Origin of the sequence: Aeromonas sp. 603079 (assembly GCF_049172135.1) — a bacterium.
Lineage (GTDB): Bacteria > Pseudomonadota > Gammaproteobacteria > Enterobacterales > Aeromonadaceae > Aeromonas > Aeromonas veronii.
Window position 1 is genome coordinate 108,597 of sequence record NZ_JAAKPX010000015.1, and the last position, 24,468, is coordinate 133,064.

The window sequence follows — 24,468 nt, forward strand, 5'->3', positions numbered from 1 at the left end:
AGGATAGATGCAGGTTTTTCTGATCACCTTCGGGGTATTCATGCTGGTGATAGCCGCCATGGCTATCGGCTATATCTTCCAGAAAAAATCCATCTCCGGCTCCTGTGGCGGTCTGGGAAGCGTTGGCATCGAGAAAGAGTGCGACTGCCCCGAGCCCTGCGACAATCGCAAGAAGAAGATGGCCAAGGAAGAGGCCCGTCGCAAGATGCTGGAAGAGAACCGCATCATCTGATGACTCTGATTGTTCGATAAACAAAAGCGCGCCATCGGCGCGCTTTTTACTGGGCGTTATCTTGCGTTAACGGTCAGGCTGACGTTCGATATAGAGGATCACCTCGCCAAGATGGATACCGAACTTGCTGATCTCGGCACGATTGATCAGACGATCTTCGTCCAGCAGATACATCCAGTCATCGAAGCTCACCCGCACTACCTCGCCATCCGGCAGCGCCAGATCAAGCTGATAATGCCAGTTGAGGGCAAACCCTTGGCTTTTACCCATCGCCTCCCCCACCACATCGGAAGCAGTACCTCGCCAGTGACCGTCAACCCCCTTGCTCAGATACCAGGTACGGGTCTGCTGGCGGCCATCATCAAAGTAGAACTGCTCGAACAGCTCTCCCTTGCCATCCTTCCAACGACCCACCATCTCGACCCGAAAGCGACTGGTCACTTCGCCGCTGCGGTCGGTTACCAGGCCGTGAGCCACTAATTTACCGTTGAAGAAACGGGCGAGATCCCAGCTTGGCCCCTGCCCCCGATAGTCATCGAGACTGGCACCACAGCCGCTCAGCAGCAAAAAAGGGAGCAACAGCAACCAGCGGTATGCACGATAGAAAAACATTGGAAACTCCATGTTCAGGGTTGGCCACGCAGGCGGCGGGTCAGGGCGGGATCGCGGCTGTTGTCAGCCAGCCAGATGGCGAGAAAAGCGGCCGAGAATTGCGGATCGGCCAGAGTGCCGAGGGGTTTTTCCTGCCACCAGAAGTGGCCTGCCCCCTCCTTGTCGACATAGAAGGTGAGCTTGTCGCCTGCCTGCACATCGGGCCAGAGTGCAGCGAGCTGGCCGAGCCAGCGCTGACGCTCGGCGTCAGTGCCAAGACCTAGCCGCTGCCACTCGGCGGCGGTGGCGCTCAGCAGATCTTCCCGCTCGATGGATCGGGCATAGGTGAGAGTCAGAGCCTGTGGATAGTGACCGGGCTGATAGCGCCCGCTCGCGCTGTAGAGGGTGGCATCGTAGAGCTTGAACCAGAGCCAGTTCATCTCCCCCTGCCCGACCGGGCGCAACTGCTGCCAGGGGGCGGCAGAAGCCTGCACTGCGGTTGCAGCAAAGAGCGCAAACGCCAGCATCAGCGGGTTAATTCCACCCCATATGCCAGTGGTTGGGGTCTTCCAGTTCATGCCAGTCCATCTCCTGTTCCTGCAGGGTGTTGATATCCTGCATCACCACCTGCATCAGCTCCCCTTTCGCGTTCCGCTGGCAGGCAACCACCAGATAGAAGCGATCAGCGAGCTCATGCTGGCCCTCTTTGGTCCATTTGGAAAAAAGCAACGAGTCGGTCGAAAAGGTGTTTGTCATGACTCACCCTCCAGCTTGACCATTACCCACAGGAGTACGGGTAACCACCACATCCAGATCACTGCCAGCAGCGCCGTGCTGATCCATATGCCCCAGGGTAAGTTTACTGCCCCCATGGCGGCCCCCGCCACATAGGAGGAGGTGCCGCCAAATACGCCAAACAGCGCCTGCTGCCAGCGAGGCAAGCTCAGCAGCCAGCGCATACCGTGGGCCAGCGTCAGGGCAAAACCGAGCCAGAGCAGCACCAGCCAGAGGGGAAAACCGGACGGGAACCGGAACAGGCCGAGCTGCCAGAGCAGGGCATCCAGCAGACAGCCGACGACCGCGATGGGAAGCAGCCGCCAGTCACGCTGGCGGCTGGGTGAGAAAATAAAGTGCAGCAGCAACATTGCCAGCAGCGGGCCCGGCTGCTGCCACTTCACCGCCAGCAACCAGTAGAGGTTGAACCCCAGCAGATGAGCCCACTGCCACATGGTCAGTGACCGCTTACTGGCACATCACCCGACCAGCCAGCGGGCCCCGGCTTGGCGGCCTCCAGCTGCACCAGACTGATGGTGCGCTCCCAGAATCCCCCCTCGCAATAGGCGAAGTAGAAGTGCCACAGCCGGATGAAATCCTGGCTGTAACCGAGCTTGGGCAGCTCGGGCGCCAGCGCCAGAAAGCGATCGCACCAGTGAGCCAGGGTGCGAGCATAGTGATGGCCGTGATCGTGCAGCCGCACCAGCTGCATATCGGTCTCCCGTGCCAGCAACCCCGCCATCTGGGAGACGCTCGGCAGGCAGCCACCGGGGAAGATGTAGCGCTGGATGAAATCAACCCCGCGCAGATACTGGGCATGACGCTGATCGGCGATGGTAATGGCCTGAATGAGCAGGCGGCCACCCGGCTTGAGCAACCGTGACAACTGGCGGAAATAGTCGGGCAGGAAGGCGTGGCCCACCGCCTCGATCATCTCGATGGAGACCAGCTTGTCATAGGTGCCCTCCAGCTTGCGGTAATCCTCCAGCAGCAAGGTGATGCGATCCCCCAGCCCCTCCCGCGCAATCCACTCCTTGGCGTAGTCATGCTGGGCCCGGGAGATAGTCGTGGTGGTCACCCGGCAGCCATAGTGGCGGGCGGCATAGACGGCGAGGCCGCCCCAGCCGGTGCCGATCTCCAGCAGATGATCGTCAGGGCCCAGCTCCAACCGCTCGCAGATGGTACGCAGCTTGGCCTGCTGCCCCTCTTCCAGAGTGGCGTCGGCGCTCGGGTAGATGGCGCTCGAGTACTGCATATGGCTGTCGAGAAACCCCTGATAGAGGGTATTGCCGAGATCGTAGTGGGCGGCAATGTTGGAGCGCGAGCCGGTCAGGGTATTGCGATTAAGCCAGTGGCGCACCTTATTGAACGGGAAACTGAGCCAGCCGAGGCGCCGCTCAAGGGAGTCGAGCAGGGTCAGGTTGCGGGCCAGCAGCCGCACCAGCGCCACCGGATCCGGGCTGGTCCAGAGCCCCTCCACCCAGGTTTCCCCAGCGGCGATGCTGCCTCCCAGCAACAAGCGACGATAGAAGGCCGGATCCTGCACCACCAGTTCGGCATGCAGATCGGTGCCCGCCACGCCAAAGCTGTGGCGCTCACCGCCATCCCGCAGCAGCAGTTGGCCATGTTCAAGGCGTCCCAGCAGATTGAGCAGCAGTTGCCTTGCCCCCTTGTCGATGAAAGAGGCAGAGAGGGTTGATTGAGCAAGTTCCATTAGCGGCTCTCCGGATGGGTAAAAATCGGGGTTCGTTTGATAAAAAGACGCAGGGCCTGCCAGTAGATCCCGAGCAGTACCTTCATGGTCATCCAGGGCCAGCGGGCCAGCAGGGCCACCAGCCCCTTGCGCGACAAGGGTTCGCGAGTGAGCGCCAGGGTTGCGTCAAACAGCTTGGCTTCACCGGATACGGGATGACTCTCGATATGGATCAGTGTCTCCTGCGCGGGCGGCCTGATCCGCCAGTGATAACGCATCGCCAGCCCCATAAAGGGGGAGACGTGAAAATCCTTATCATGGGGCGCCAGCGCCGCCAGATCCAGCAGGTAGTAGTGACGCTCGTTCCAGGGGGTGTTCGACACCTCCGCCAGCAGATAGCGCGCCTCGCCCTGCCGGTAGCAGAAGTAGAAGTTGACCGGACTGAAGTAGAAGCCCAGACAACGCACATTGCCGAGCAGCAGCACCCGCCCCTCGGGGTCGGCATCGCCCCCCAGTTCGCTCACCTTCTGCCACACCGCCTGCTTGAGGCTTCCCTCACTGCCCTTGAGATAATCATGGCGGTGAAACGAGAGCAGCCCCGAGCGCTCCACACCGAACCAGCGCCCCTGATCGAGCTGCGGCAGTTCGTCGAGATCCAGTCCCAGCATAAAGAGGCTGTAGGAGAAGGCGTGGGCCCGAGGTGCGAAACGGCGGTGGCGCACCGAACCCTGCCAGATGGCGCTAGTGACACCGGCCAGTTCGCCAGCGCCCTCATGTTCGGTGGCCACGGTGGCGCCGTTCATAGCTCGGCACCGAAGCGCCTGGCGACATCCAGCGCGCTGCACACCCCATCCTCGTGGAAGCCGTTGTACCAGTAGGCGCCACAGAAATGGGTGTGCTGCTGGCCGCAGATCTCCGCGCGCCGCTGCTGAGCGGCGATGGAGGCCTGATTGAACACCGGATGGTGGTAGACGAAGCGGCGCAGTACCTTGCTCTCATCCACCTTGCCCTTGGGGTTGAGGCTGACGCAGAAGGGCTCCGGCGAGTTCACCCCCTGCAGGATGTTCATGTTGTAGCTCACCAGCGGCCGCGCCTCGTCATTGCCATCGAGCTGATAGTTCCAGCTGGCCCATGCCTTGCGGCGGGTGGGCAGGCAGCGAGCATCGGTATGGAGCCAGACATCGTTGGCCTGATAGGGCATGTCGCCGAGGATGGCCTGCTCCCGCTCGCCGGGATCCGCCAGCAGCGCCAGCGCCTGATCGCTGTGGCAGGCGAAGATCACCTCGTCAAACCGCTCCTCGCCGTAACTGCTCTGGATCACAACGCCATCCGCGTCCCGCCGTACGCTCTTCACCGGACAGGCGAGTCGGATCTGCGACTGCCAACCCGCGGTAAGGGGGCCGATATATTCCCGCGAGCCACCCGGGATCACGTACCACTGGGGGCGATTGGCCACATCCAGCAGGCCGTGGTTGGCAAAAAAGCGCAGGAAGAAGCCAAGGGGAAAGGCGCGCATATCGGCCAGGGTCGATGACCAGATCGCCGCCCCCATCGGCAAGATGTAGTGGCGGGCGAAGTAGTCGCTAAACTCCCCCGCCAGCAAAAAATCCCCCAGCGTCAGCTCGGGGCCAGCCCCCTGATGCTGACCATCCGCCAGCCAGGCCCGCGCCTCCCGGTTGAACCGCAAGATCTCGGCGACAAAGCCATAGAAGCGCGGACTCAGCAGATTGCTGCGCTGGGCAAACAGGGTATCGAGATTGTGGCCGTTGTACTCCAGCCCCTCCGGGCTCTTTACCGAGAAGCTCATCTCGGCCGGTTGGCGCGCCATGCCAATCCGCGCCAGCAACTTCAAGAAGTTGGGGTAGGTACGATCGTTGAAGACGATAAAGCCGGTGTCGATGGCATAGCTGCGGCCAGCCTGATTCACATCGACGGTGGCGGTGTGACCGCCCAGGGTCGGCGCCGCTTCGAACAGGGTGATGTCATGGAGTTTGTGGAGCAGAAAACCGGCGGTGAGCCCCGAGATCCCTGAACCGACGATGGCGATCTTTTTCTTCATGAATGGCTTCCTTTCGATACGAGTGCGCGGCCAAGGCGCAGCCAGAGCCCCACCGGCAGCGCACCAAGCAGGCGCAGCAACCAGATGAAACGGCGGGGAAAGTGGATCTGGTGACGACCAGCGGTCAGCCCGTCCATGATGGCGCGGGAGGCCTGCTCCACCGTCACCAGACAGGGCATGGGAAAATCATTTTTGGCGGTGAGCGGCGTCTGGACAAAGCCGGGGCGGATCAGGGTCACCCCGATCCCTTTGCTGGCCAAATCGAGGCGCAAGGTATCCGCCAGATAGTCGAGGGCCGCCTTGGAGGCGCCATAGGCCTCGGCTCGTGGCAGCGGCAGCCAGCTCACCGACGAACTGACGATGGCCAGCCGTGACCCAGCCCCTAGCAACGGCAAGAAGGCGGCCAGCGCATGGCCGGTAGCGGTCAGATTGGTGTCGATGACACGGGCAAACAGCTCGCTGTCAAACCCCTCGCCGACATCCATGTACTCGCAGTTGCCTGCGTTGAGGATTAGCAGATCGAGGGATGGCAGCGTAGCGGCTATCCCGCTCATTGCGGCCAGATCACGGGCATCGAACTGCAGCGGAGTGACGCCATCCAGCCCCAGCGCCTGCAGCCGTTCACCATCGCGGCCACAACCCCACACCTGCCAGCCGGCGCGCCGGTAATCCAGCGCCAACTGGCGACCTATGCCGGAGGTCGCGCCTGTGATAAGCACCCGGCCGCTCATGCGCCAAGCCTCATCTTGATGGTGCGAACCACTGGCCCGAGCAACGGCAACTGCTCGTAGAGCATGGCGCCCAGGTCAAAATAGTCCCTGTGCTGGCACACCTTGCCCGCCTCGTCGAATTCGAGGCGGGTGGCCCCCTCCACCGTCACCGGCTCACCACCACGCAATCTGGGGTGAGAGAAGGTCATGGTCCAGCCGAGCCAGGCCTGTGGCCCTTGCTGCTGCTGACTGGTGATGACGAAACGGCAGTAGGCGAGACGCTGATAGAGGGCGGCAAAATAGTCGCCAAGGGCCGCCAGCCCCTCGATACGGTGAGCCGGATCGATAAAGACCACCTGTTCGGCATAGACCTCGGGCAAGCGATGCAACTGCTGTTTGTCCAGTTGCTGATAGAGGCCAATAAAGCGGGCCAGCGGCTCGTTCATCCTATTTCTCCAGAGAGCGAAACATCTCGATGGCTCTCACCCGGGCAACGGCGTGATCCACCATGGGTGCCGGATAATCCTGTCGCCCCTTGAGTCGCAGCCAGTCGTGGGGCTGATGCACATAAGCGGCAGGAATATCGGCCAGTTCAGTTACCCAAGTACGGATAAACTCCCCTTGTGGATCAAATCGTTGCCCCTGAGTGGTGGGGTTGAAGACCCGAAAGTAGGGGGCCGCATCGGCACCGGTGCCTGCAGCCCACTGCCAGCCGCCATTGTTGGCTGCCAGATCCCCGTCGATGAGTCGACTCATGAAGTAATCCTCCCCGAGCCGCCAGTGGATATGGAGATCCTTGGTGAGAAAGCTCGCCACTATCATTCGCAGCCGGTTGTGCATCCAGCCGGTGGCGTTGAGACAACGCATCGCCGCATCGACGATGGGGTAGCCGGTGCGCCCCTCGCACCAGGCGGCGAAGGCATCCGGATCCCAGCTCCACGGCAAGGCCGCCGTCTCGGGCTTGAAGGGGCGATTCATCGAAAGAGTCGGGATCAGCACCAGCAGGTGGCGATAGAACTCGCGCCAGATAAGTTCGTTTAGCCAGACAAAGCCGGGCTGAGCCTTGGACTGGGGCCGATAGCCGAGCCGCTGCTGGAGCGCCGCCACACACTGGCGCGGGCTGATGATGCCCGCCGCCAGATAGGGGGAGAGCACAGAGGTGCCCGCGATGGCAGGAAAATCGCGGGTCTCGCCATAGTCGAGCACCGCCTGCTCCAGAAAAATGTTCAAACGACGCTGAGCTTCCGCCTCCCCCACTGGCCAGCGGGGATCCGCCGTCAGCTCGCCGAGCGCCTCATCAACCCACGCACGTTCGGCCAGCGGCTGCCACGGCAACGACTCGCCACGGGGCGCTGGGGCGCGATGAATGACAAACCCCTCTTCATCGAGGGCCTTGAGCCAGGCACAGCTGAAGGGGGTGAACACCTTGAACATCTCACCCGAGCCGGTCAGCACCCGCCCCGGCGGCAATACGCAACAGCCGTTGAACCAGTGACAGCTCACCGCCTGATCAGCCAGCGCGGCGCTGACGGCATGGTCGCGACGCTGCTCATCGATCTCGATAGCCTGATTGGCATAGAGCTGGGTCACACCCTGCTCGCGGCAGAGGTTTGCCAACGCAGCGGGCACCTCGGCAAAGGTCTCCACTCGCAGCAGATGGAGCGGGATGCCGAGCGCCGCCAGCTCGCGGCCCAACTCATCCACCTGCGCCAACATAAAGCGCTGACGGATGGGGGCCATTTTGTGCTGCCGCCACTGGGTAGGAGAGATGATAAAGAGCGCGGCGACCGGTCCATCACCGGCGCAGGCATGCCGCAGCGCCGGGTTGTCGGCAAGGCGCAGATCGTTGCGAAACCAGACCAGTTTCATGATTTTTTCCTCCCGCGTCCGCTGGCGCCAGCCGCAGCAGGTGCGTTCGCCATCAGCTCGGCAAGGCTCGCCTGCCAGCCGTGTGCTTTCAGCCACTCATCGTCGTAGAGACGACCCAGTTCGCCAAACAGGCGCGTGCCTGCGGGCCACTCGGCGGCCAGCTCCTGTTTGCCAAGCCCTGCCCCCAGCAATACCAGCCAGGGGGTAACGGCACGCCCCTCCAGCAAGCTGGCATGGCGCGGCTCGACCGCCCCCAGCAGTTGCACCTCATAACCCTGACCGATCAGCTCGTAAGCGGCCCAGACCAGATCGAGGGGGCCGACTTGCCCCCAACTCGCCAGCGTGATCGGCACGCCCTTCTCCTGCTCGATCAGGTGGCGGGCGAAGCGGGTATGGAGCCAGCCCAGCCACACCTGTTGCAGCAACTCGCCATCGGGCCGCTCGCGCCACAGCCCCAGCAGCCGCTCCACAAGCGGTTGCAGTACCCGGCTGCGCACCAGCTCGAACGGGTAGCTCGCCAGCAGATCGTTGAGCTCAGCCTCCGCCTTGCGCTGGTTGAAGGCGAGCAACGCCTGACTGAACTGCTCCAGAGTCTGCTGCCAGTGATCGCTCACCGGCTCGGAATGGGGTTCGCTCAGGAGCCCCTTCACCTGCCCGATACTCACACCCCGCTCCAGCCAGCTCAGGATCTCGCCGATTTGGCGGATATCCTGCTCGCTGTAGAGGCGGTGGCCCTTTTCGGTGCGGGCCGGTTGCACCAGACCATAGCGGCGCTGCCAGGCACGCAGGGTCACGGCGTTGACGCCGGTGAGACGGGAGACCTCGCGAATGGGGTAGATCCCCTCATCAGCCAGAGGAGCAACTTCTTGCGATAAATCAGACATGACAACGTCCATCAAACAGAGGTGTAAAGCGCCCCGATGCAAACCATGCGCCGGGGCAACAGAACGGATTCAGAGCCCGTAACGCAATTTGAGCGTATCGGGGTGCGGATTGAGATAAACCTGCTCGGCGAGATAGGGATTGGGGTACTCGCGCAGGTAGTGGCGGATCAAGGTGAGCGGCACCAGCAAGGGGAAGATGCCGGTGCGGTACTTGTCGATGGTATCGGCCAGCTCCTGCTTCTGGGCCGGGGTCAGCACCCGCTTGAAGTAGCCCTGCAGGTGCATCAGCACATTGGTGTGGCTGCGACGGTTGGCCCGCAGGGTCAGCGCGGTCATCAATCCCTTGATGTAGTTGTCGGCCACCTCCTGCAAATTGGTGGACTTGCCCAGATTGCCGAGCAGCTTGCCGAGCGCCCTGTAGTGGGTGGTGGCGTGGGAGAGCACCAGATACTTGTAGCGGGAGTGGAAGCGGATCAGCGCAGAGGCGGTGATACCACGCGCACAGAGCTGCTGCCAGTCGTGGTAAGCGAAGACCCGCAGCACGAAATTCTCCCGCAGGATGGGATCACAGAGCCGGCCATCCTCTTCCACCGGCAACAGGGGGTTGGCCTCCATCAACGCCTTGGCAAAGAGGCCGATCCCCTCCTTGGCGCTCCCCTCATTGTTGGCGCCATAGACCTTGACCCGCTCCATACCGCAGCTGGGTGATTTGGCACAGAGGATATAGCCGGAGATGAAGTCGAGCTGGCGTGCCTTCTGCTCGCTGAACGCAATCAGCTTTTCAGTGACATCGAAGCTACCATTGCTCGCCTCGGCACGGATCTCGCCGTTGCGCTTGACCAGCCGGATGGCGGCGCGAGGCGCCCCCAGACCGATAGCCATCTCGGGACAGACGGGGTGATAGTCAAAGTGAGCGCCAAGATCCCGTTCGCAGAAGCTGGAGCGCTTGTGGCCCCCGTCGAAACGCACCTCTTGTCCCAGCAGGCAAGCACTGATACCGACTTTAATCTTGTACATGATGGCACTCCTTGTATAAACCTTGATTCAGTTATAGCAGTTATACAAAAAAATGGAAGTTGTATAACTATCGCCGACTGATACGACACAAGGAGAAAAAAGAGATCACTGGAAAACGAAAAAACCCATGGCGAACGCCATGGGTAAAAATCAAGACACTACGGACTACTGGAAGGGGGATTAGAAACTGTATTTCACACCCAGGCTGGAGATGGAGCCTTTCTGCAGATCCCAGCTGCGATAGGTGTAGTCGGCAGTCAGCGCCCAGTTCTGGTTGAGCTTGTAAGCACCGCCTACCTTGAAGTCATGCATATCATCGGTCATGTTGGCGTAACGGTAAGCCGTGGAAAGCTCGATGTCGCCGATGTCGTAGCGCAGACCCACTTCACCGTACATGCTGCCACTATCCTTGCGAGCCACTTCGTCCCATCCCTTGTTGTTCTTGGCCAGCTCACGCTCAAGTTGATAGCCCATCAAACCGGTTTCGCCATAGAGATTGAGTCCTGTGCTCAGCGGGGTAAAGACACCGATACCCAGGCTGGAGATGGACATGCTGTCATTGCCGTCGTTGCGGGAGGTGAATTCGGTTCCGGCACGACCGTAGAAGTTGGAGCCAAAGCTCTTTGAGAGGTCCAGGCTCAGACCACCAAAATCACGGGTACCTTTGCTGGCAGCATCACGGGGAAATGCAGCGCTGTCTTGGCTAAGGTAATCAGACTTGGTGTGCGCCCAGGTCAAACCGCCCTTTGCGTAGCTGAACGCATCCTGTGCCAGAGCGGAAGTAGAGGCGAAACCGGCCAGAACCAGAAGAGATACAGTTGCTTTTTTCATGATGATAACTCCATGTGATTGGGCCCGTTGCTAGCGAGCTGGTATGGAGTCATTGTGCGGTCAGCATCCCGGCTTGCCGAGCGGCAAGCTATTGCAAAACCATGTCAGATGTAAGCAGATATTTCCCGAGATGTCAGGGGTAACAAATTGCCGGCCCAAGCGGTTTGCATGGGCCGGACAACACCAAATCAGCGGAAGACCACCTCATCAATTTCGACCCTGACCAAGGGCTGCCCGGTCAATCCGGCAGGACGGGGGATCTCGAGGGCCAGCGACGGACGGACTTGCCCCTTGCGCAGATAGGTCTCCGGCAAGCGATTCTCGGCGACCCAGAAACGGGCTTCCTGACGCACCAACTGCACACCGTCAGCACTGAACAGAGTCACCATGCCGCGCACCCCGACCACATTGCGGCTGCCGGTATTGCTCACCATAAAGGTCAGCGCCAACGGATCAGACCCCTCGAGCTTGTCCAGCTTGACCACCACACCGTCGCGTGCCGCTTGTGACAGCAATTCGGGGTTGGCCTTGGCCTGCTCGGTCAGTACCGGGGCGGCAACCGCCACCACGGCCCCCGCTTTCCCATCAGCAGCCATACCCTGCACGGGTTCGGCCGGTTTGACCACCAGATACTCCCAGGTAAAGTCATCGTTGAGCTGAACCTGCCGACCATCGGGCAGCGTCACCTGAGAAAGAGGGGCAGCCTGCGCCAACACGGGGGAGAGGCACAGGGCAATCAGCAGACGGGAGAAGGGTTTCATAGGGCGAAGCTCGGCAACAGGTGAAAGGGCGACAGTATAAACAGTCCCGCCACCCCTTGCCTATGACAGCACTCACGTTCTGGCTCCGGCGTCGCTTGCCCACGGGCTAGATGGCAAGATCGTGCCGCTCTTTGTGCGCCATATCCAGAGTCACCAGATCGAACTCGGTCCTCTTGAGGGCAGAGAGAATATCCGATTGCATATCAAAGGCCTGAGCACGCTGATGCTCGGGCAGACGCACCCGGGCCAGGGTGGTAGAGCAGTCGCACAGGGTATGGAAAAAGACCTGCGCCTCATCCAGCCCCATGTCGGCCAGCATCTGTTCGGCCTGATCCACCATTCGTAGATAACGTTGCTTCAACTGCCGTGGATTGGTGAAGCGATTGCTGAGGCAACCGTTGCTCCCTTTGCCCCAACGACCGAGCTGACGCTTGTTGAAGCCATAGCGAAAATCACGGCTCATCACCCCGTTATCGGCAAAAAACCAGATGGTGTTGGCAGGCAGTGAGCCGAACTGGGCAAGATAGTCATCACGCTCCTCCACCGCGGCCGGAACCAGCAACGGCAGATGAGCCCATTCCGGACGAGCCTGCACATACTCACCAATGCGGCGAACCGGATCGATCAACCCCTCCATATTCGGCAGGCGATCGCAAAAGATGATTTCGTCACTCTTGATGACCCAGTGATCGATGCCATAACGCTGGCAATAACGGCGGGCTCGGGCCACTTCGCTGCGGCTGCGGGTCGGATTATCGAGGGTGATGGCGCGGATCTTGATCCCGCTGGCACGGCACAAATCGATGCTGTAACAGGATTCCAACCGCCCCGAAAAAGAGACTATCAGCTCGTCAAAATTTGCCAGTCGCTCAATCAGCTGCAGCTCCCTGGCTTGAAAAGAGTGATCATATCCCTGATTCAAGACAACAACATTGGCATCCATTAAACAGCTCCGGATGATAAACAGGTGGCTTATTGTGCGGGAAACAAGCTGAATAGGCCCTTACAGAGTCAGGTTAAAATTAAAACTTGATGATTATTTCCCGTGATTCATCCATAAAATCAATACCTTGAGCGTCGTACACTCGCAATCTGGCCTGATGTACCCGATGGGCTCGCAAAAAGCCCTGCGCCTGATCCAGCGAGGTGAAGGTCAGGTGCTCCCCCTCGCTGTCGGTCAGACAGAGGTACTCCCCTTCCGCCTCGATACAGAGCTGATAACCACTGCCATCCTTGCAGGCGATGATCAGGGTTGCCTCGGGATAGTGACTGAGCCAATTGCGAAACCGGCCATGCTCCATAGTACTCCTGGAGGGGCATCACCCCTTGTCGGTGACAGGCAAACTGTCCAGCTCACCCAGTTGCTGACGGCAACTCGCCACGTCGGTAAAGACGATCCCCCTGATGCCGAGGGCCTCGGCGGCCGCAATATTGGCGGGACTGTCATCAATAAAGATGCACTCTGCCGGTTTCAGATCGAACGACACCAGCAGATAGCGGTAGATATCCGGCTCCGGCTTCATCATCCGCACCCGCGCCGACACCACCTTGCCGCTAAAGAAGCGCCAGAAATCCTGATGCTGCTCCAGCCAGTCGATGCTGGCGTGCCCCATGTTGGAGAGGGCATAAAGAGTGTGCCCCGCCCCGTGCAGATCGGCTATCAGGGTTAGCATAGCGGGATCTGGCAGCAGGGAAGCGGGAACTGCCTGTAAAATGGCCAGGTTCTGTGCCGCCGAGAGGCCAGTGCGCGCTTGCGCTTCCCGGGCCATGGTGTGGAGCGACATGGTGCCTCTGTCTACCTCCAGCCAGTCCGGGTGGTTAAAGAGCTGCTCGGCCAACTGTTCGGCCCCTTGCGGGCCACGCACCGAATGCACTATGCCTACCGGATCCCAGCTCACCACCACCCGTCCCAGATCGAAAATAATCGCCATCGTCTTTACCTCCCCCACTGGGTGTCAGTCATCAAAACAGAGTCAATAGAACATCGCTCATACACCATTTTCTTAACCGGATACCCTGCCCCCATCCCCGCCCGCGGGCAAGTTTTACTTGCATCAGACCGGCAAATCCCTTAATGGTTATGACGTTACTTCAAGGACACACCTATGCACGCACCATTCTTCTTTGCTTTCTCGTTTATCCGGCCCGCTTGAGGGAAGGCCTGTCGTCGTGTGAACAGAAAGCAAAGACGAATCAAGCCTCCCCTAGCGGAGGCTTTTTTTTGCATTAATATCAATCGATTACTTGGATAGGGAACAATCATGGCAACGCTCGACGAGATCAGACAAGACATCACCCGGTTGGATCAGGAGCTGCTTGCCCTGCTGGCGAAACGCAAGACCCTCAGCATCGAGGTGGCCCGTGCCAAGCAAGCCAACCCGCGCCCCATTCGTGACCACCAGCGGGAGCAGGAGCTGCTGGTCGCCCTAATCCAAAAAGGGCGCGTGCTGGGACTGGACGCCCAGTACATCACCCGCATCTATCACACCATCATCGAAGACTCTGTGCTCTCCCAGCAGGCCTATCTGCAGAGCCTGCTCAACCCGGAGCAGCAGGAGCCGATGACCAGCGTCGCCTATCTGGGGCCGCGCGGTTCCTACTCCAGCCTGGCCGCCCGCAAATATCTGGCGCGCTACAAGGATCAGGTGATCGAAGTAAACTGCCAGAACTTCCGTGAAGTACTGGATGCGGTGGAGTCGGGTCGCGCCGCCTTTGGCGTGCTGCCCATCGAGAACACCAGCTCGGGCTCCATCAACGAAGTCTATGACGTGATGCAGCATACCAGCCTCTCCATCGTCGGTGAGCTCACCTACCCCATCGAGCACTGCATTCTCACCGCCGTACCGACCGAGCTTGGCCGTATCAAGACCTTCTATGCCCACCCGCAGGTGTTCCAGCAGTGCTCCCACTATCTGAGCAAGCTGGAAGGAGCCCGTCACGAGATCTGCGACTCCTCCTCCAGCGCCATGATGAAGGTGAAAGAACTGGCAAGCCCGGAGGCCGCCGCCATCGGCAGCGCCGCCGGTGGCGAACTGTATGGTCTGGATGTGCTGGCCGAGCAGCTTGCCAACCAGAAAGAGAACTACAGCCGCTTCATCGTGGTGGCGCGCAAGCCCATCGATGTGGCACCGCAGATCCCGGCCAAGACCACCCTCATCATGTCCACCTCCCAGAAGCCGGGTTCGCTGGTCGAGGCGTTGCTGGTACTGCGCAGCCACGAGATCAACATGACCAAACTGGAGTCCCGTCCGGTGCAGGGCAACCCGTGGGAAGAGATGTTCTATCTCGATGTCTCCGCCAACCTGCAAACCCCGGCGATGCAGGCCGCACTGGTGGAGCTGACCAAGATCACCCGCTATATCAAGGTGCTTGGCTGCTACCCGAGCGAGGATGTGAAACCCACCGCAGTGCCGCCGGTGCTGATGGGGAGCTAACCAGCCCACAACGACAAAAGGCGAGCACACTGCTCGCCTTTTGTTTTGATGCCTGTGTTGATGCCTGTTTTCAGGTCAGGCAATCAACTCAGAACTGACCCGCCATCAACTGATTGATGTTGTAGAGGGCGCGGGTATCGAGCTCCATCTCGGTGGCATAGGTATTGCCGCGCGGATAGGAGGCCACCACCCGGGCACCACGCACCACACCGGCGACCGACACATCCAGCGAGTTGGAGGTCTGGGTCAGGTCACGATAGCTGCTCTGGCCGCGCACCTGCTGACCATTGAGCTGCTCGGCCAGCTCGCGATAGGCATCCATCTTGGAAGCGCGAATGGCTTGCAGCATCTTCTCCGACTGGGAGGGACCGGGCTGGATGTCGATCACCGCATAGCCCACCGCCTTGAGCACCGGAAAATCATCGGGTTTGCCACCCTGGGTGTAATCCACCACCCGGTTGCCACTGCAACCGGTGAGCAAGAGTGCCAACAGGCAACCAAACAGGATCTTCATGACTCGCTCCTCACGGGGTCAGGTTGACCAGATGACCGCCCGGCCGGGCCTGACTGTCACGCATCAGATAACCGCGATTGATCGATGCCCGACCAAACGAGTTGTTAGCACCGAACAGATATTTTTGCGGGATCAGGCTCTGGGCCGTGGTCTCAACCATCTTGGTGCGCATGTCGATAACGCGGGCATTGACCAGGATCCCCTTGCTGTTGCGGCTGAAGGTGCCGACCAGAATGCGGGAGATCGGCAAACGGGAAGAGAGCTCCTTATAGTTGCGGCTCAGCACGAAGTCCCCCTGCGGCGTCACCTTGATGCTACCGGTCAGCTTGAAGTCCACCACCACCTCGCCGCGACGATTGAGCTCGTAGATAAAGCTCTCCTCAATCTGCTGCCCCATCCAGTTGGTATCCTGCAGGGTATCGAGATCGACGAAAGAGGCCACTGCGATGGGTTCGGTCAGGGTGGTCAGCGATTTGCGCTCCATCAGCTGATCGGTCATACGCGCCACCAGCCAGTTGAGCTCCATCCCCTGCGCCGCCTGGCGAGGGTCACCCTGATCTCGATTGATAGGGTCGGAGCCGCACCCGGTCAATGCCAGGGCGAGCGCCAACGCCGTGATGAGTTTGTTCATGGATACCTTTCCTGTATCTGCACCTGACTTATTATCGGACGCGCCGGACAAAGCTTGAGCCGGTAATGAGGCATGATTCTTGCTTTTTAATGGACATCGTCAGCGCCAACGTGCGCTGCCACTTGGAACGTGTTGTGATCCATGTCGGCCAGCAGGCGCCATTGCCTCAAAATGGCTCGGCTGCCCGCCAACTCAAGGTATCTGCTATGAAATTACCGCTGCTGTTGACCCTGCTGCTGGCCAGCCTGAGCACCCGCGCCGAACTTATCGAAGCACAGGGCAGCGCCGCCATTCTGGGGGGCGATGAAGTCTATGCCCGCGAGCAGGCAACTCGCGACGCCCTGCGTCAGGCCCTGCTGGCAAGCGGCGCGGCAGTCTCCAGCGTCCAGCGTCTGGAAAATGGCAGCCTGCGATCCGAGCAGATCCAGATCCGCTCCGGCGGCGACATTCGCCAGTATCGGCTCAAGCGGGAAGAGGTGCGCAACGGCCGCATGTATATCACGCTAGTGGCCGACATTCAGGCCGAACGCCAGATCTGCCAGACCCAGCACTTCGCCAAGGATTTGACACTGGTCAGGCTGCGAATGCGCTATCCGGACCAAGCCAGCTACGGCGCCATGGACGACATGCCGGAAAACCTCTCGCGACGACTGTTCGAGACCCTCGCCAATGCGCCGCAAGGGGTCGCGGTGCGCCAGTGGCTGGATGAAAACCTGCGCATCGATCCGCTCCATCTGCAACAGGGGGATCGCAGCGCCCTCGAGGAGATCAAGGCGCTCAGCCTGCGTACCGACAGCCAGTATCTGGTGCTCGGCAGCATCGATGATCTCTCCATAGAGCCGCAGGGCAACCAGCTGACCAGCTGGTATGAGGATCCGGTGCGCAACTTTCGCATGCAGCTCTACCTGTTCGACGGCATCAACGGCAGTCTGATCAACCGCAAGGTCTACGAAGGACGTGCCACCTGGACCTTTGGCAAGCGGGAACAGGTGGGCAGCAGCAGCGGCCAGTTCTGGCAATCGAGCTATGGCCAGGAGGTCAACTACCAGTTGCAGCAGGCGGCTCAAGATCTGGTAGCCCAGCTCACCTGCGCCCCGGTCACCGCGCGGGTGGTAGGCCAGAACGAACGTGGCCCCTACATCAATCTGGGGCGGCGCAACGGCGTCAAGCTTGGCGATCAGTTCCGCATCCAGCACAACGCCGACTTCATCGACCCCTACGGCAAGTCCCGCATGATGCGCAATCCGGCCGACGGCCTGTTCGAAGTGGTGCAGGTATTCGACGATGGCGCCATCATCAGCAGCCAGAACAAATATTCGCCGTTTAACATCCAGAATGGGGATTTGGCAGTATTGGAATAGGTGCCAGAGAGTTACCGGCGCTTACGGCATCTCCCGAGCTTCCCGTTGTTATGGTTCACCAGTGGATTGGTATCGGTCAGTTTCCCAACACCTGACGCAACCTCTCCTGCGCAACGCCCACCAGCAGGTCGGGCTGGAACTTGGAGATAAAGCGATCACAACCCACCTTCTTGACCATGGCTTCGTTGAAGTTGCCGCTCAGGGAGGTATTGAGGGTGATAAAGAGATCGGACATGCGCGGATCACTGCGCACCTCGTGGGTCAGCCGGTAGCCGTCCATCTCAGGCATCTCGGCATCGGTGATCATCAGCAGGATCTCGTTGGTCACCTTCTTGCCAGCATCGCACCACCCCTTGAGCAGGGTCAGCGCCTGCAAGCCATCCTGACACTCGATAACCTCGAGTCCCAGCTGGCCAAGAGTCTCACGCACCTGGGTACGGGCGGTGCTGGAATCATCGACGATCAGCACTTTGCGTCCATGCATCTCGGGCAGGATCTCCCGGTCCAGCACCTCCTCGGAGATGCGGATGTCATAGGTGATGATCTCCGCCAGCACCTTCTCCACATCGATGATCTCGACAATCTGATCGACGCCATCTTCCGGAATGCGGGTGATGGCGGTGAGGTAATTGGCGCGCCCGGCGGAGCGCGGCGGCGGCAGTATATCCTTCCAGGTCATGTTGACGATGTTGGCCACCTGCCCCACCAGAAAGCCCTGAATGGTACGGTTGTACTCGGTGATGATGAGGTTGGATTCACTGTCGATGGGCATGGGACGCATGCCGATGGCGCTGCGCAGGTTGATCACCGGGATCGAGGTACCGCGGATATTGGCCACCCCGCTGATATTGTGATGGGAGCCCGGCATCTTGCTCAGATGGGGCAACTTGACCACTTCCCGTACCTTGAAGACGTTGATGGCGAACATCTGACGGGTGCCGAGACGAAACATCAACAACTCGAGGCGGTTTTCCCCCACCAGTTGAGTTCGTTGATCAACGGAATCCAATATACTCGCCATACGCTGATATCCATCTGATTATTAATCGACTCTATTATAGAGGCTGCCCGCCAGGAAAGGCAGGCGCATTTTCAACCAGAGCGACCAACCAGACAAAAAAAGTGAGGCCGAAGCCTCACTTATCTCATTGATTTTAAAATCAATAGCTACAGACAGACTTCCAGCTGCCATCGGTTGCCTTGGGCTCGCTGCTGGTCCACCAGTTTGCTTGCCACACTACCTTGTTATGGGTAATGCGATCTCCGCCATTGGCATGATCCCCCTGCGGCCAGCTCGGATAGGCCTTGTAGGCCGCCGGATTGACGTTCTGGCTGCTGCAGCTGGTGCCCGGATTCTCGCCACCACCCGAGCCCAGCACGGCCTCCGGCAGGGTAGGGAACTCGGCCTTGAGACCAATGGTCTGGCTGCCGCTGATGATGCGCATACCGCTTGGCACGCCAGCGGCGGGCAGGTAGTAGGTCATGGCGACTTCAATCTCGGCCCCCGGTGCCAGGGTCTGCCATCCCGGCAGGTTCATGGCGACCTTGTGGAAGTCCTTCTCATTGGCAATGCCTTCCGAGTTGTCGTTGCCACCGCTCTCCACCACTTTCAGGCCCATGCCACTCTGATCCGTGATGGTGTCAGAGGTAGAGGTGGGCACCAGAAACTCGATGCGCGCGCCGCCCGGAATGGTCTGGGTCGACTTGTTGACCAGCTTGAGTTTCGGGTTGATCGGATAGTTGGAGTCCCCTTCCTTGAAGCCGGAGAGGCTGACCTGGATGTCGAGCTGGGCGCTCGGCGCGGCCAGATCGTTTTGCTTGGTGTTGTACGGAGTTGCCTTGGCAAACTTCTCATAAGCCAGGGTGGTCAGGGTACTGCCCATGCCGTACTCGTTCTTGGCCGGATCGAAGGCGTAATCACCCGCCATCTCCCAGAACATCACGCCACCCAGACCGCGCTTGATGATGTAGTCGAGCTTGTGGCCAATGGACTCTTCATCTTCGGTTGAGAGGAACACCTTCTTCTCTTCGTTCCACAGCCAGGGCGCGTGGGCCTTGTCATCGTAGTAACGCACATACTTGCCCTGCATCACGTGAGCCGGATTGTTGGGATCCAGACCCCAGGCAGTGCCATAACTTGGCAATGTGGTGATGCCGAGGCTGGCCGCATGCTCCAGGTTCTTGGCATGCCACATGGGCACGGCGCCACCGCCGATCTCTTTGCCGTTCTTGTCGAGATCATGCCAGATGTTGTCGATGCCGACCGCCCCGTTGCCGCACGGAATGGTGCTGCCACCTGTGCCCGGCTGGCACTCGTTCTGGCTCGGCAGGGCTGCCTTGCCACCCAGCCCATGACTGCCACCGCTCACCCCCTGCCAACCGCGGGTGTAATAGGGCACGCCAACGTTGATCTTGCCAGCCGCCAGCGCACCGCGGAAGTAGTGGGCAGACCAGGCCGCGTTGAGGTAACCGATACCGCCAAACTGGGTCTGGGTATAGACGCCCCAGTGGGAGAGCTCGGGGTCGGCATTGTTGTCGAACAGGGCCGCGTTGTGACCGACAAAGTGGTTCCAGGCACCGTGGAAGTCATAGGTCATCAGGTTGACGTAATCGAGGTACTGGGTGACCTGGAAGTTCTCCATCCCGCGCAGCAGATAGGCCGAGGCCGGTGAGGCGATGGTCAGCATATACTTGCGGCCATCTTCGTTACCGGCGTTGTCGAGCCGCGCCCGCAAGGTCTTCATCAACACCTCGTAATTGGCAAACAGCTTGGCCCGGCACTGGTTGGAGAGCGGGAAATCGTTGGGGTTGCCCGCATCTTTCATCGAGGTGGGGTATTCGTAGTCGATATCGACCCCGTCAAAACCGTACTGGCGGATAAAACTCACCGCCGAGTCAGCCAGGGTGTTGATACCGGCAGTATTGACCGAGCAGTCGCCTTTGGTAGTGGCGGTGTAGAAGCCGCGGGTATCGGCCCAGCCGCCGACCGAGATCAGGGTCTTCACGTCCGGATACTGCTTCTTGTACTTCGACAGCAGGTTGAAGTGGCCCTTGTAGGCGAATTCAGGATCCATCTCGGCACCCGGCACGCCATCCCAGGTCATCTTGGTGGCTGCATCGTCCACCTTGATGGTGTGGCTCTGCTCATCCACCGCCGCGAAGGCGTAGTTGATGTGGGTGATCTTGTTCCATGGAATATCGCTCACCAGATAGGCGGGCAAGCCGTTCTTGCCGGTGCGCCAGGAGGTGAAGTAGCCGATGACCCGGCGGGCATGGTCATCCCCCATGCACTCGTAACCATCCGGACGATAGATCTGGCGAATGTCACAAGAGAGGTTGCCACCGGTGGGCGGCAGCGCGGCCTCCTCGACATTGACGGTCACCGCCGCCGACTCGCCGCTCAGATTGGTCTTGTCAGTGGCCACCAGCTTGAGGGCGGCACTCCCTTTGGCATCCGGCGTCCAGTTCACCTGCCAGGGGGCAGTGGTATCTTCGCCCACCTTCTTGCCGTCGACATAGAGCTCGACTTTGGCCACATCGTTGTTGGCATCGGTGACGTTGCCACTCACCGCCACACTGCGACCCAGCGTCACCTTGGCGCCGCTGGCCGGGCTGCTAATGCTCACCTTGGGCGCCTCTGGCGCCACCACGGCGGCGACGTTGAAGCTCGAATCCGCCTCACTCAGCACCTTGCCATCTTTATCCAGCGCGCGAGCTTTGAGGGTATGGGCCCCCACTCCGGCGGCGCTCCAGCTGGCACTCCAGGGCGAGGCGCTCGCCGTGGCGACCAGCTTGCCGTCGACAAGATATTCCACCTTGGCCAAGGCCGTTACCGGGCCACTCAGGGTCACTGCCAGCGCCACGCTGGCTCCTTCGTTGAAGCTGGCGCCAGCAGCTGGCGAGCTGACGGCTACGCCGAGTGCAGGAGGGGGCACCTCGCCACCATAGGGCTTCCAGGCATCTGCCCAGACTACACCTACCCCCGGCTCATAGTGATAGGGGGATGCCCCGCACCAGCCTGAATAGGGAAATTCTTTGCATTCATAGAGGGCACCGACGTTGCTGACGATATCGCCAGCCTTGTAGGCAGTACCGGATTTATAGGCGGGATAAGCGGCCTGAGCCCAGGCGGGCGCAGCCGCAAGGGCGACCAGCATGGCAAGCCTGCTGGGTCTGAAGAGCTGTTGCATATTGTTATCTTCCTTGTTTTGTCTTGGCTTGGTCACCAAGGCAAAGAACAATCGCAACCTGCATGATGGGCGCAGACAACTGGCAATGGACCTGCCACAAAAACCACCCCTCACCCAGGGAAACCCCGCTATCTGGATCCACGATCGAGACCGGAAGCATTGCGCCCCGGCATCACTGCCGGTTTGCCCTTTACCTGGGTTCCGTGAGGAACGAACCCAGTATAGGAAGGCGACAAGATCCCCTCAATCTTTATTCTCAAAGAGAATTATCCCCTGCCACAAAAGCGTCATGATCACAGGGTTAGAATTGATTGAATTATCAAAAAAATCATACTGTTACTGGGATCATAAAAACGCTTTTCCTCATCTTCCCAGATTCGTTTAATGTGCGTTGGCTCACTGGTATGACATGCCAGAAATGTGACAATGCGCGCCCTTAGTCAACGAGCCAAGGCTATGGAATCACTGGCAAAAATAAAAAAGGAACACCTATGAAAGGTACTCGTACCCTGCTGTCGCTGGCCGTGGGGCTGGCACTTGCATCCTCAGGTGCCCATGCGGCATTTGTCTGCCCGTCCGATCCGGCTCAACTCACCCCCATCCCGACCATTCAGGGCACAGGCTCCGCCAGCGCGCTGGCCACCCAGACCGTGACCGACAAGAACGGCAATGTGACCGGTAAAATCAGCACGGGCACCTTCAACGTTCGCGGTATCGTGACAACGCTGGGCCAAAGTCTGACCAAGGGTTTCTATCTGACCGACCCGGTGGGTGATGGCAATCCGGCCACCTCTGATGGCATCTTTGTCTATCTGAACGACAAGGAGTTTGCGACCAACTATGCCGACATCAAACCGGGGGCAGAACTCTGCCTTGAAGCCAAGGTCGAGGAGTATTACGGCGGCACCCAGCTCAAACCCACCTTCGAATCCAGCAAAGCCCGCCTGCAGGTCACAGCGCAAGGACTGGCGGTGCCGACCAGCGTACTGCAGGTCAATGAAGGGGAGACGCTGGCTCAAGCGCTCAATCGCCACGAAGGGATGCGGGTACGTCTCGACAGCAGCAGTGACCTGCACCTGACCCGCAACTATGGCTTCGACTACAAGGTCTATCGCAACAACGTAGAGTTGGCCCACAAAACCCCGCTGATCAAACCGACCCAACTTCATGTTGCCAACAGTGCGGACGCTGTCGCACTGGCCACCCAAAATGGCAGCAACCGTCTGGTGGTTGAGTCTGATTACAAAGCACCGGATGGCGTACTGCCCTGGTTCCCGAGCTGGGATGCCGATCAGGGATATCTGCGCATCGGTGATCAACTGACCGGGCTGGAGGGGGTCATCGTATACAACAAGGATGCCTTCCGTCTGGTAGTACCGAGCGATATCACCCTGACTGCCGGTGCTCTGCTGCGTAGCCCTGAAGAGGATCGTCAAGACGCGCCAGCTCGCCTCGCTGGCAGCGATCTGCGGATCGGCAGCTTCAACGTACTCAACTACTTCACCAGTCACTCCAGCATTGGCGGCGCACTCAATATCCTGTGCAAGGATCAGGCGGATGCCGACAACGCCAAAGGTTGCAACCGGGGTGCCAAGAGCCAGCCCGAGTTCGAGAAGCAGCGCACCAAGATCGTCAATGCCATTACCGCAATGGATGTCGATCTGCTCGGCCTGATGGAGATGGAGAACAACGGCTTCGAGGATAACTCGGCCCTCAACAATCTGGTGACCCGCCTCAACGAACAGCAGAAGGATGCGAGCAAACACTACGCCTATGTGCGTCTGCCGGTCACTACCCTTACCGATGGCAAGTTCTTCGGCGGAGACGCCATCATGGTGGCGATGATCTACCGTCCTGCCCTGCTCACCCCCAGCGGAGATGCCAGCGTCATCAAGCTGCCGGAGCAGCGCTACACCACAGGTGGTGTGGCCAAGACAGCCGGTCAGCGCGATTCTCTGGTTCAGACCTTCACCCTCGCCAAGAGCAAGGAGCCGCTGACGCTGGTGGTCAACCACCTCAAATCCAAGGGGTCAGGCTGCTACGAAAATGGCGATGGCAAGACAGAACCGGCCGACCTGCAGGGCAAGTGCACCGAGTTCCGGGTCTCTGCCGCCAAGGTGCTGGGTGAGGCGGTCAGCAAACTGCCGGGCCAGGTGCTGCTGGTGGGCGACTTCAACTCCTACGCCAAGGAAGATCCGATCCGGGTGCTGACCGACTACAACCCGGCCACCAGCGAGCGGAAGATCGTATCGGCCTCCCACACCTTTATCGGTGAGCAGCCCTATGAACAGCTCGGTCGCGAAGTGACTCGCAGCTACGGCCTGATCGATCTCAACGTCAAATTCAACAAGGAGAAAGCCATCTCCTACAGCTACGACGGGGAGCTGGGCACCCTGGACTACGCCCTCGCCAACCCGGCGCTGGCCAGCAAGGTGGCAGGTGTCGCCGACTGGCACATCAACTCCTTCGAGAGCTCCCTGTTCGAATACGGCAGCCAGTACACCGGCACATTGCTCAAGTCTGACAACCCCTTCAGTGCCTCCGACCATGATCCCATCATCGTCGACCTGAGACTGGAGAGCGATGCCACCAAACCGGACACCTCCTCAGGCGGTGGTGCGCTGGGACTCGGCCTGCTAGCCCTGTTGCCACTGGCCTGGCGACGTCGCCGTTAACCACAGGCGCATTTGAATAGTGCAAGCAAAGCCCGCGACTCTCGCGGGCTTTTTCATTCAGGTCATTGGATTTACAAATGAAAGGCGCGGACGTATGGAGAAAATAAATGATGGAGAAAACAAAAAGGCCACCGCGATGCGGTGGCCTTATTGCTTCTTGTAACAAGAATTTGGTGGAGCTACGCGGGATCGAACCGCGGACCTCTTGCATGCCATGCAAGCGCTCTCCCAGCTGAGCTATA

Annotated in this window: 25 protein-coding genes, 1 riboswitch and 1 other annotated feature; of the genes, 4 read left to right on the plus strand and 21 right to left on the minus strand. The window is 59.8% G+C overall.

Features of this window, described 5'->3' with window-relative positions:
* The first annotated feature begins 7 nt into the window (after positions 1-7).
* The gene (gene nqrM / locus G5287_RS12930) at positions 8-232 is read left to right on the plus strand and encodes a (Na+)-NQR maturation NqrM (protein ID WP_216951909.1); all 225 of its coding nucleotides are present in this window, start codon (positions 8-10) and stop codon (positions 230-232) included.
* Between the two features lie 66 nt (positions 233-298).
* On the opposite strand, the gene G5287_RS12935 is transcribed toward nqrM, so the two are convergent.
* From G5287_RS12935 to G5287_RS13015, 17 genes are all read right to left on the minus strand, one after another.
* Positions 299-844, minus strand: a complete 546-nt coding sequence (locus tag G5287_RS12935) for a DUF3833 domain-containing protein (RefSeq protein ID WP_421231401.1) — start codon at positions 842-844, stop codon at positions 299-301.
* A 14-nt stretch (positions 845-858) separates the two neighbouring features.
* Positions 859-1,401: a chalcone isomerase family protein gene (locus G5287_RS12940; protein ID WP_421231402.1), complete on the minus strand. Its 543-nt coding sequence runs from the start codon at positions 1,399-1,401 to the stop codon at positions 859-861.
* Positions 1,358-1,579 (minus strand): TIGR02450 family Trp-rich protein, encoded by a 222-nt coding sequence (locus G5287_RS12945; protein ID WP_421231403.1) that lies wholly within the window; start codon positions 1,577-1,579, stop codon positions 1,358-1,360. Before G5287_RS12945 ends, G5287_RS12940 begins: the two co-directional genes overlap by 44 nt.
* Positions 1,576-2,052: a DUF2878 domain-containing protein gene (locus G5287_RS12950; RefSeq protein WP_421231404.1), complete on the minus strand. Its 477-nt coding sequence runs from the start codon at positions 2,050-2,052 to the stop codon at positions 1,576-1,578. The genes G5287_RS12945 and G5287_RS12950 overlap by 4 nt, the downstream gene beginning before the upstream one ends.
* A 2-nt stretch (positions 2,053-2,054) precedes the next feature.
* Positions 2,055-3,311 (minus strand): cyclopropane-fatty-acyl-phospholipid synthase family protein, encoded by a 1,257-nt coding sequence (locus tag G5287_RS12955; RefSeq protein WP_335841662.1) that lies wholly within the window; start codon positions 3,309-3,311, stop codon positions 2,055-2,057.
* Complete coding sequence (locus tag G5287_RS12960) at positions 3,311-4,093, minus strand: DUF1365 domain-containing protein (protein ID WP_268011947.1); 783 nt, start codon at positions 4,091-4,093, stop codon at positions 3,311-3,313. The genes G5287_RS12955 and G5287_RS12960 overlap by 1 nt, the downstream gene beginning before the upstream one ends.
* The gene (locus G5287_RS12965) at positions 4,090-5,349 is read right to left on the minus strand and encodes an NAD(P)/FAD-dependent oxidoreductase (protein ID WP_421231405.1); all 1,260 of its coding nucleotides are present in this window, start codon (positions 5,347-5,349) and stop codon (positions 4,090-4,092) included. Before G5287_RS12965 ends, G5287_RS12960 begins: the two co-directional genes overlap by 4 nt.
* Positions 5,346-6,080: an SDR family NAD(P)-dependent oxidoreductase gene (locus G5287_RS12970; RefSeq protein WP_201945729.1), complete on the minus strand. Its 735-nt coding sequence runs from the start codon at positions 6,078-6,080 to the stop codon at positions 5,346-5,348. The genes G5287_RS12965 and G5287_RS12970 overlap by 4 nt, the downstream gene beginning before the upstream one ends.
* Positions 6,077-6,505 (minus strand): nuclear transport factor 2 family protein, encoded by a 429-nt coding sequence (locus tag G5287_RS12975; RefSeq protein WP_139410959.1) that lies wholly within the window; start codon positions 6,503-6,505, stop codon positions 6,077-6,079. The genes G5287_RS12970 and G5287_RS12975 overlap by 4 nt, the downstream gene beginning before the upstream one ends.
* Before the next feature lies 1 nt (position 6,506).
* The gene (phrB, locus tag G5287_RS12980) at positions 6,507-7,928 is read right to left on the minus strand and encodes a deoxyribodipyrimidine photo-lyase (protein WP_421209769.1); all 1,422 of its coding nucleotides are present in this window, start codon (positions 7,926-7,928) and stop codon (positions 6,507-6,509) included.
* Positions 7,925-8,812 carry a MerR family transcriptional regulator gene (locus G5287_RS12985; protein ID WP_421231406.1) on the minus strand — a complete coding sequence of 296 codons (888 nt, stop codon included), beginning with the start codon at positions 8,810-8,812 and terminating at the stop codon, positions 7,925-7,927. The genes phrB and G5287_RS12985 overlap by 4 nt, the downstream gene beginning before the upstream one ends.
* 69 nt (positions 8,813-8,881) lie before the next feature.
* Positions 8,882-9,829: a YbgA family protein gene (locus G5287_RS12990; protein WP_005343644.1), complete on the minus strand. Its 948-nt coding sequence runs from the start codon at positions 9,827-9,829 to the stop codon at positions 8,882-8,884.
* Positions 9,830-10,009: 180 nt separating this feature from the next.
* On the minus strand, positions 10,010-10,660 hold the full coding sequence (locus G5287_RS12995; protein WP_216979351.1) for a porin family protein: 651 nt from the start codon (positions 10,658-10,660) through the stop codon (positions 10,010-10,012).
* A 188-nt stretch (positions 10,661-10,848) separates the two neighbouring features.
* Positions 10,849-11,421, minus strand: coding sequence for a DUF3157 family protein (locus tag G5287_RS13000; RefSeq protein WP_421205903.1), 573 nt, complete (start codon positions 11,419-11,421; stop codon positions 10,849-10,851).
* Between the two features lie 106 nt (positions 11,422-11,527).
* Positions 11,528-12,364, minus strand: coding sequence for a hypothetical protein (locus G5287_RS13005; protein WP_227341232.1), 837 nt, complete (start codon positions 12,362-12,364; stop codon positions 11,528-11,530).
* Between the two features lie 79 nt (positions 12,365-12,443).
* Positions 12,444-12,722 carry a DUF6482 family protein gene (locus G5287_RS13010; protein ID WP_216979354.1) on the minus strand — a complete coding sequence of 93 codons (279 nt, stop codon included), beginning with the start codon at positions 12,720-12,722 and terminating at the stop codon, positions 12,444-12,446.
* An 18-nt stretch (positions 12,723-12,740) separates the two neighbouring features.
* Complete coding sequence (locus G5287_RS13015) at positions 12,741-13,352, minus strand: HAD family hydrolase (RefSeq protein ID WP_421205902.1); 612 nt, start codon at positions 13,350-13,352, stop codon at positions 12,741-12,743.
* A gap of 170 nt (positions 13,353-13,522) precedes the next feature.
* Positions 13,523-13,644, plus strand: a sequence feature (Phe leader region).
* Positions 13,645-13,682: 38 nt separating this feature from the next.
* Here G5287_RS13015 and pheA point away from each other — a divergent pair.
* The gene (gene pheA / locus G5287_RS13020) at positions 13,683-14,855 is read left to right on the plus strand and encodes a prephenate dehydratase (protein WP_005338715.1); all 1,173 of its coding nucleotides are present in this window, start codon (positions 13,683-13,685) and stop codon (positions 14,853-14,855) included.
* A gap of 88 nt (positions 14,856-14,943) precedes the next feature.
* Here pheA and G5287_RS13025 read toward each other — a convergent pair whose 3' ends face one another.
* Both G5287_RS13025 and G5287_RS13030 read right to left on the minus strand, forming a co-directional pair.
* Positions 14,944-15,369 (minus strand): LPP20 family lipoprotein, encoded by a 426-nt coding sequence (locus G5287_RS13025; protein WP_005338717.1) that lies wholly within the window; start codon positions 15,367-15,369, stop codon positions 14,944-14,946.
* A gap of 10 nt (positions 15,370-15,379) precedes the next feature.
* Positions 15,380-16,000, minus strand: coding sequence for a FlgO family outer membrane protein (locus G5287_RS13030; protein WP_005338718.1), 621 nt, complete (start codon positions 15,998-16,000; stop codon positions 15,380-15,382).
* A 206-nt stretch (positions 16,001-16,206) separates the two neighbouring features.
* Here G5287_RS13030 and G5287_RS13035 point away from each other — a divergent pair, with 206 nt between their 5' ends.
* Positions 16,207-17,361 carry a flagellar assembly protein FlgT gene (locus G5287_RS13035; protein WP_421231407.1) on the plus strand — a complete coding sequence of 385 codons (1,155 nt, stop codon included), beginning with the start codon at positions 16,207-16,209 and terminating at the stop codon, positions 17,359-17,361.
* Between the two features lie 76 nt (positions 17,362-17,437).
* Here G5287_RS13035 and G5287_RS13040 read toward each other — a convergent pair whose 3' ends face one another.
* Positions 17,438-18,382, minus strand: a complete 945-nt coding sequence (locus G5287_RS13040; RefSeq protein ID WP_216951924.1) for a chemotaxis protein CheV — start codon at positions 18,380-18,382, stop codon at positions 17,438-17,440.
* 139 nt (positions 18,383-18,521) lie between these two features.
* On the minus strand, positions 18,522-21,551 hold the full coding sequence (locus G5287_RS13045) for a glycosyl hydrolase family 18 protein (RefSeq protein ID WP_421231408.1): 3,030 nt from the start codon (positions 21,549-21,551) through the stop codon (positions 18,522-18,524).
* 115 nt (positions 21,552-21,666) lie between these two features.
* A riboswitch (cyclic di-GMP riboswitch) is annotated at positions 21,667-21,749 on the minus strand.
* Between the two features lie 293 nt (positions 21,750-22,042).
* Between G5287_RS13045 and G5287_RS13050 the strand changes: the two genes are divergently transcribed.
* Entirely contained in the window at positions 22,043-24,226 is a 2,184-nt protein-coding gene (locus G5287_RS13050) for an ExeM/NucH family extracellular endonuclease (protein WP_421209776.1), read from the plus strand.
* The last annotated feature ends 242 nt before the right edge of the window (positions 24,227-24,468 follow it).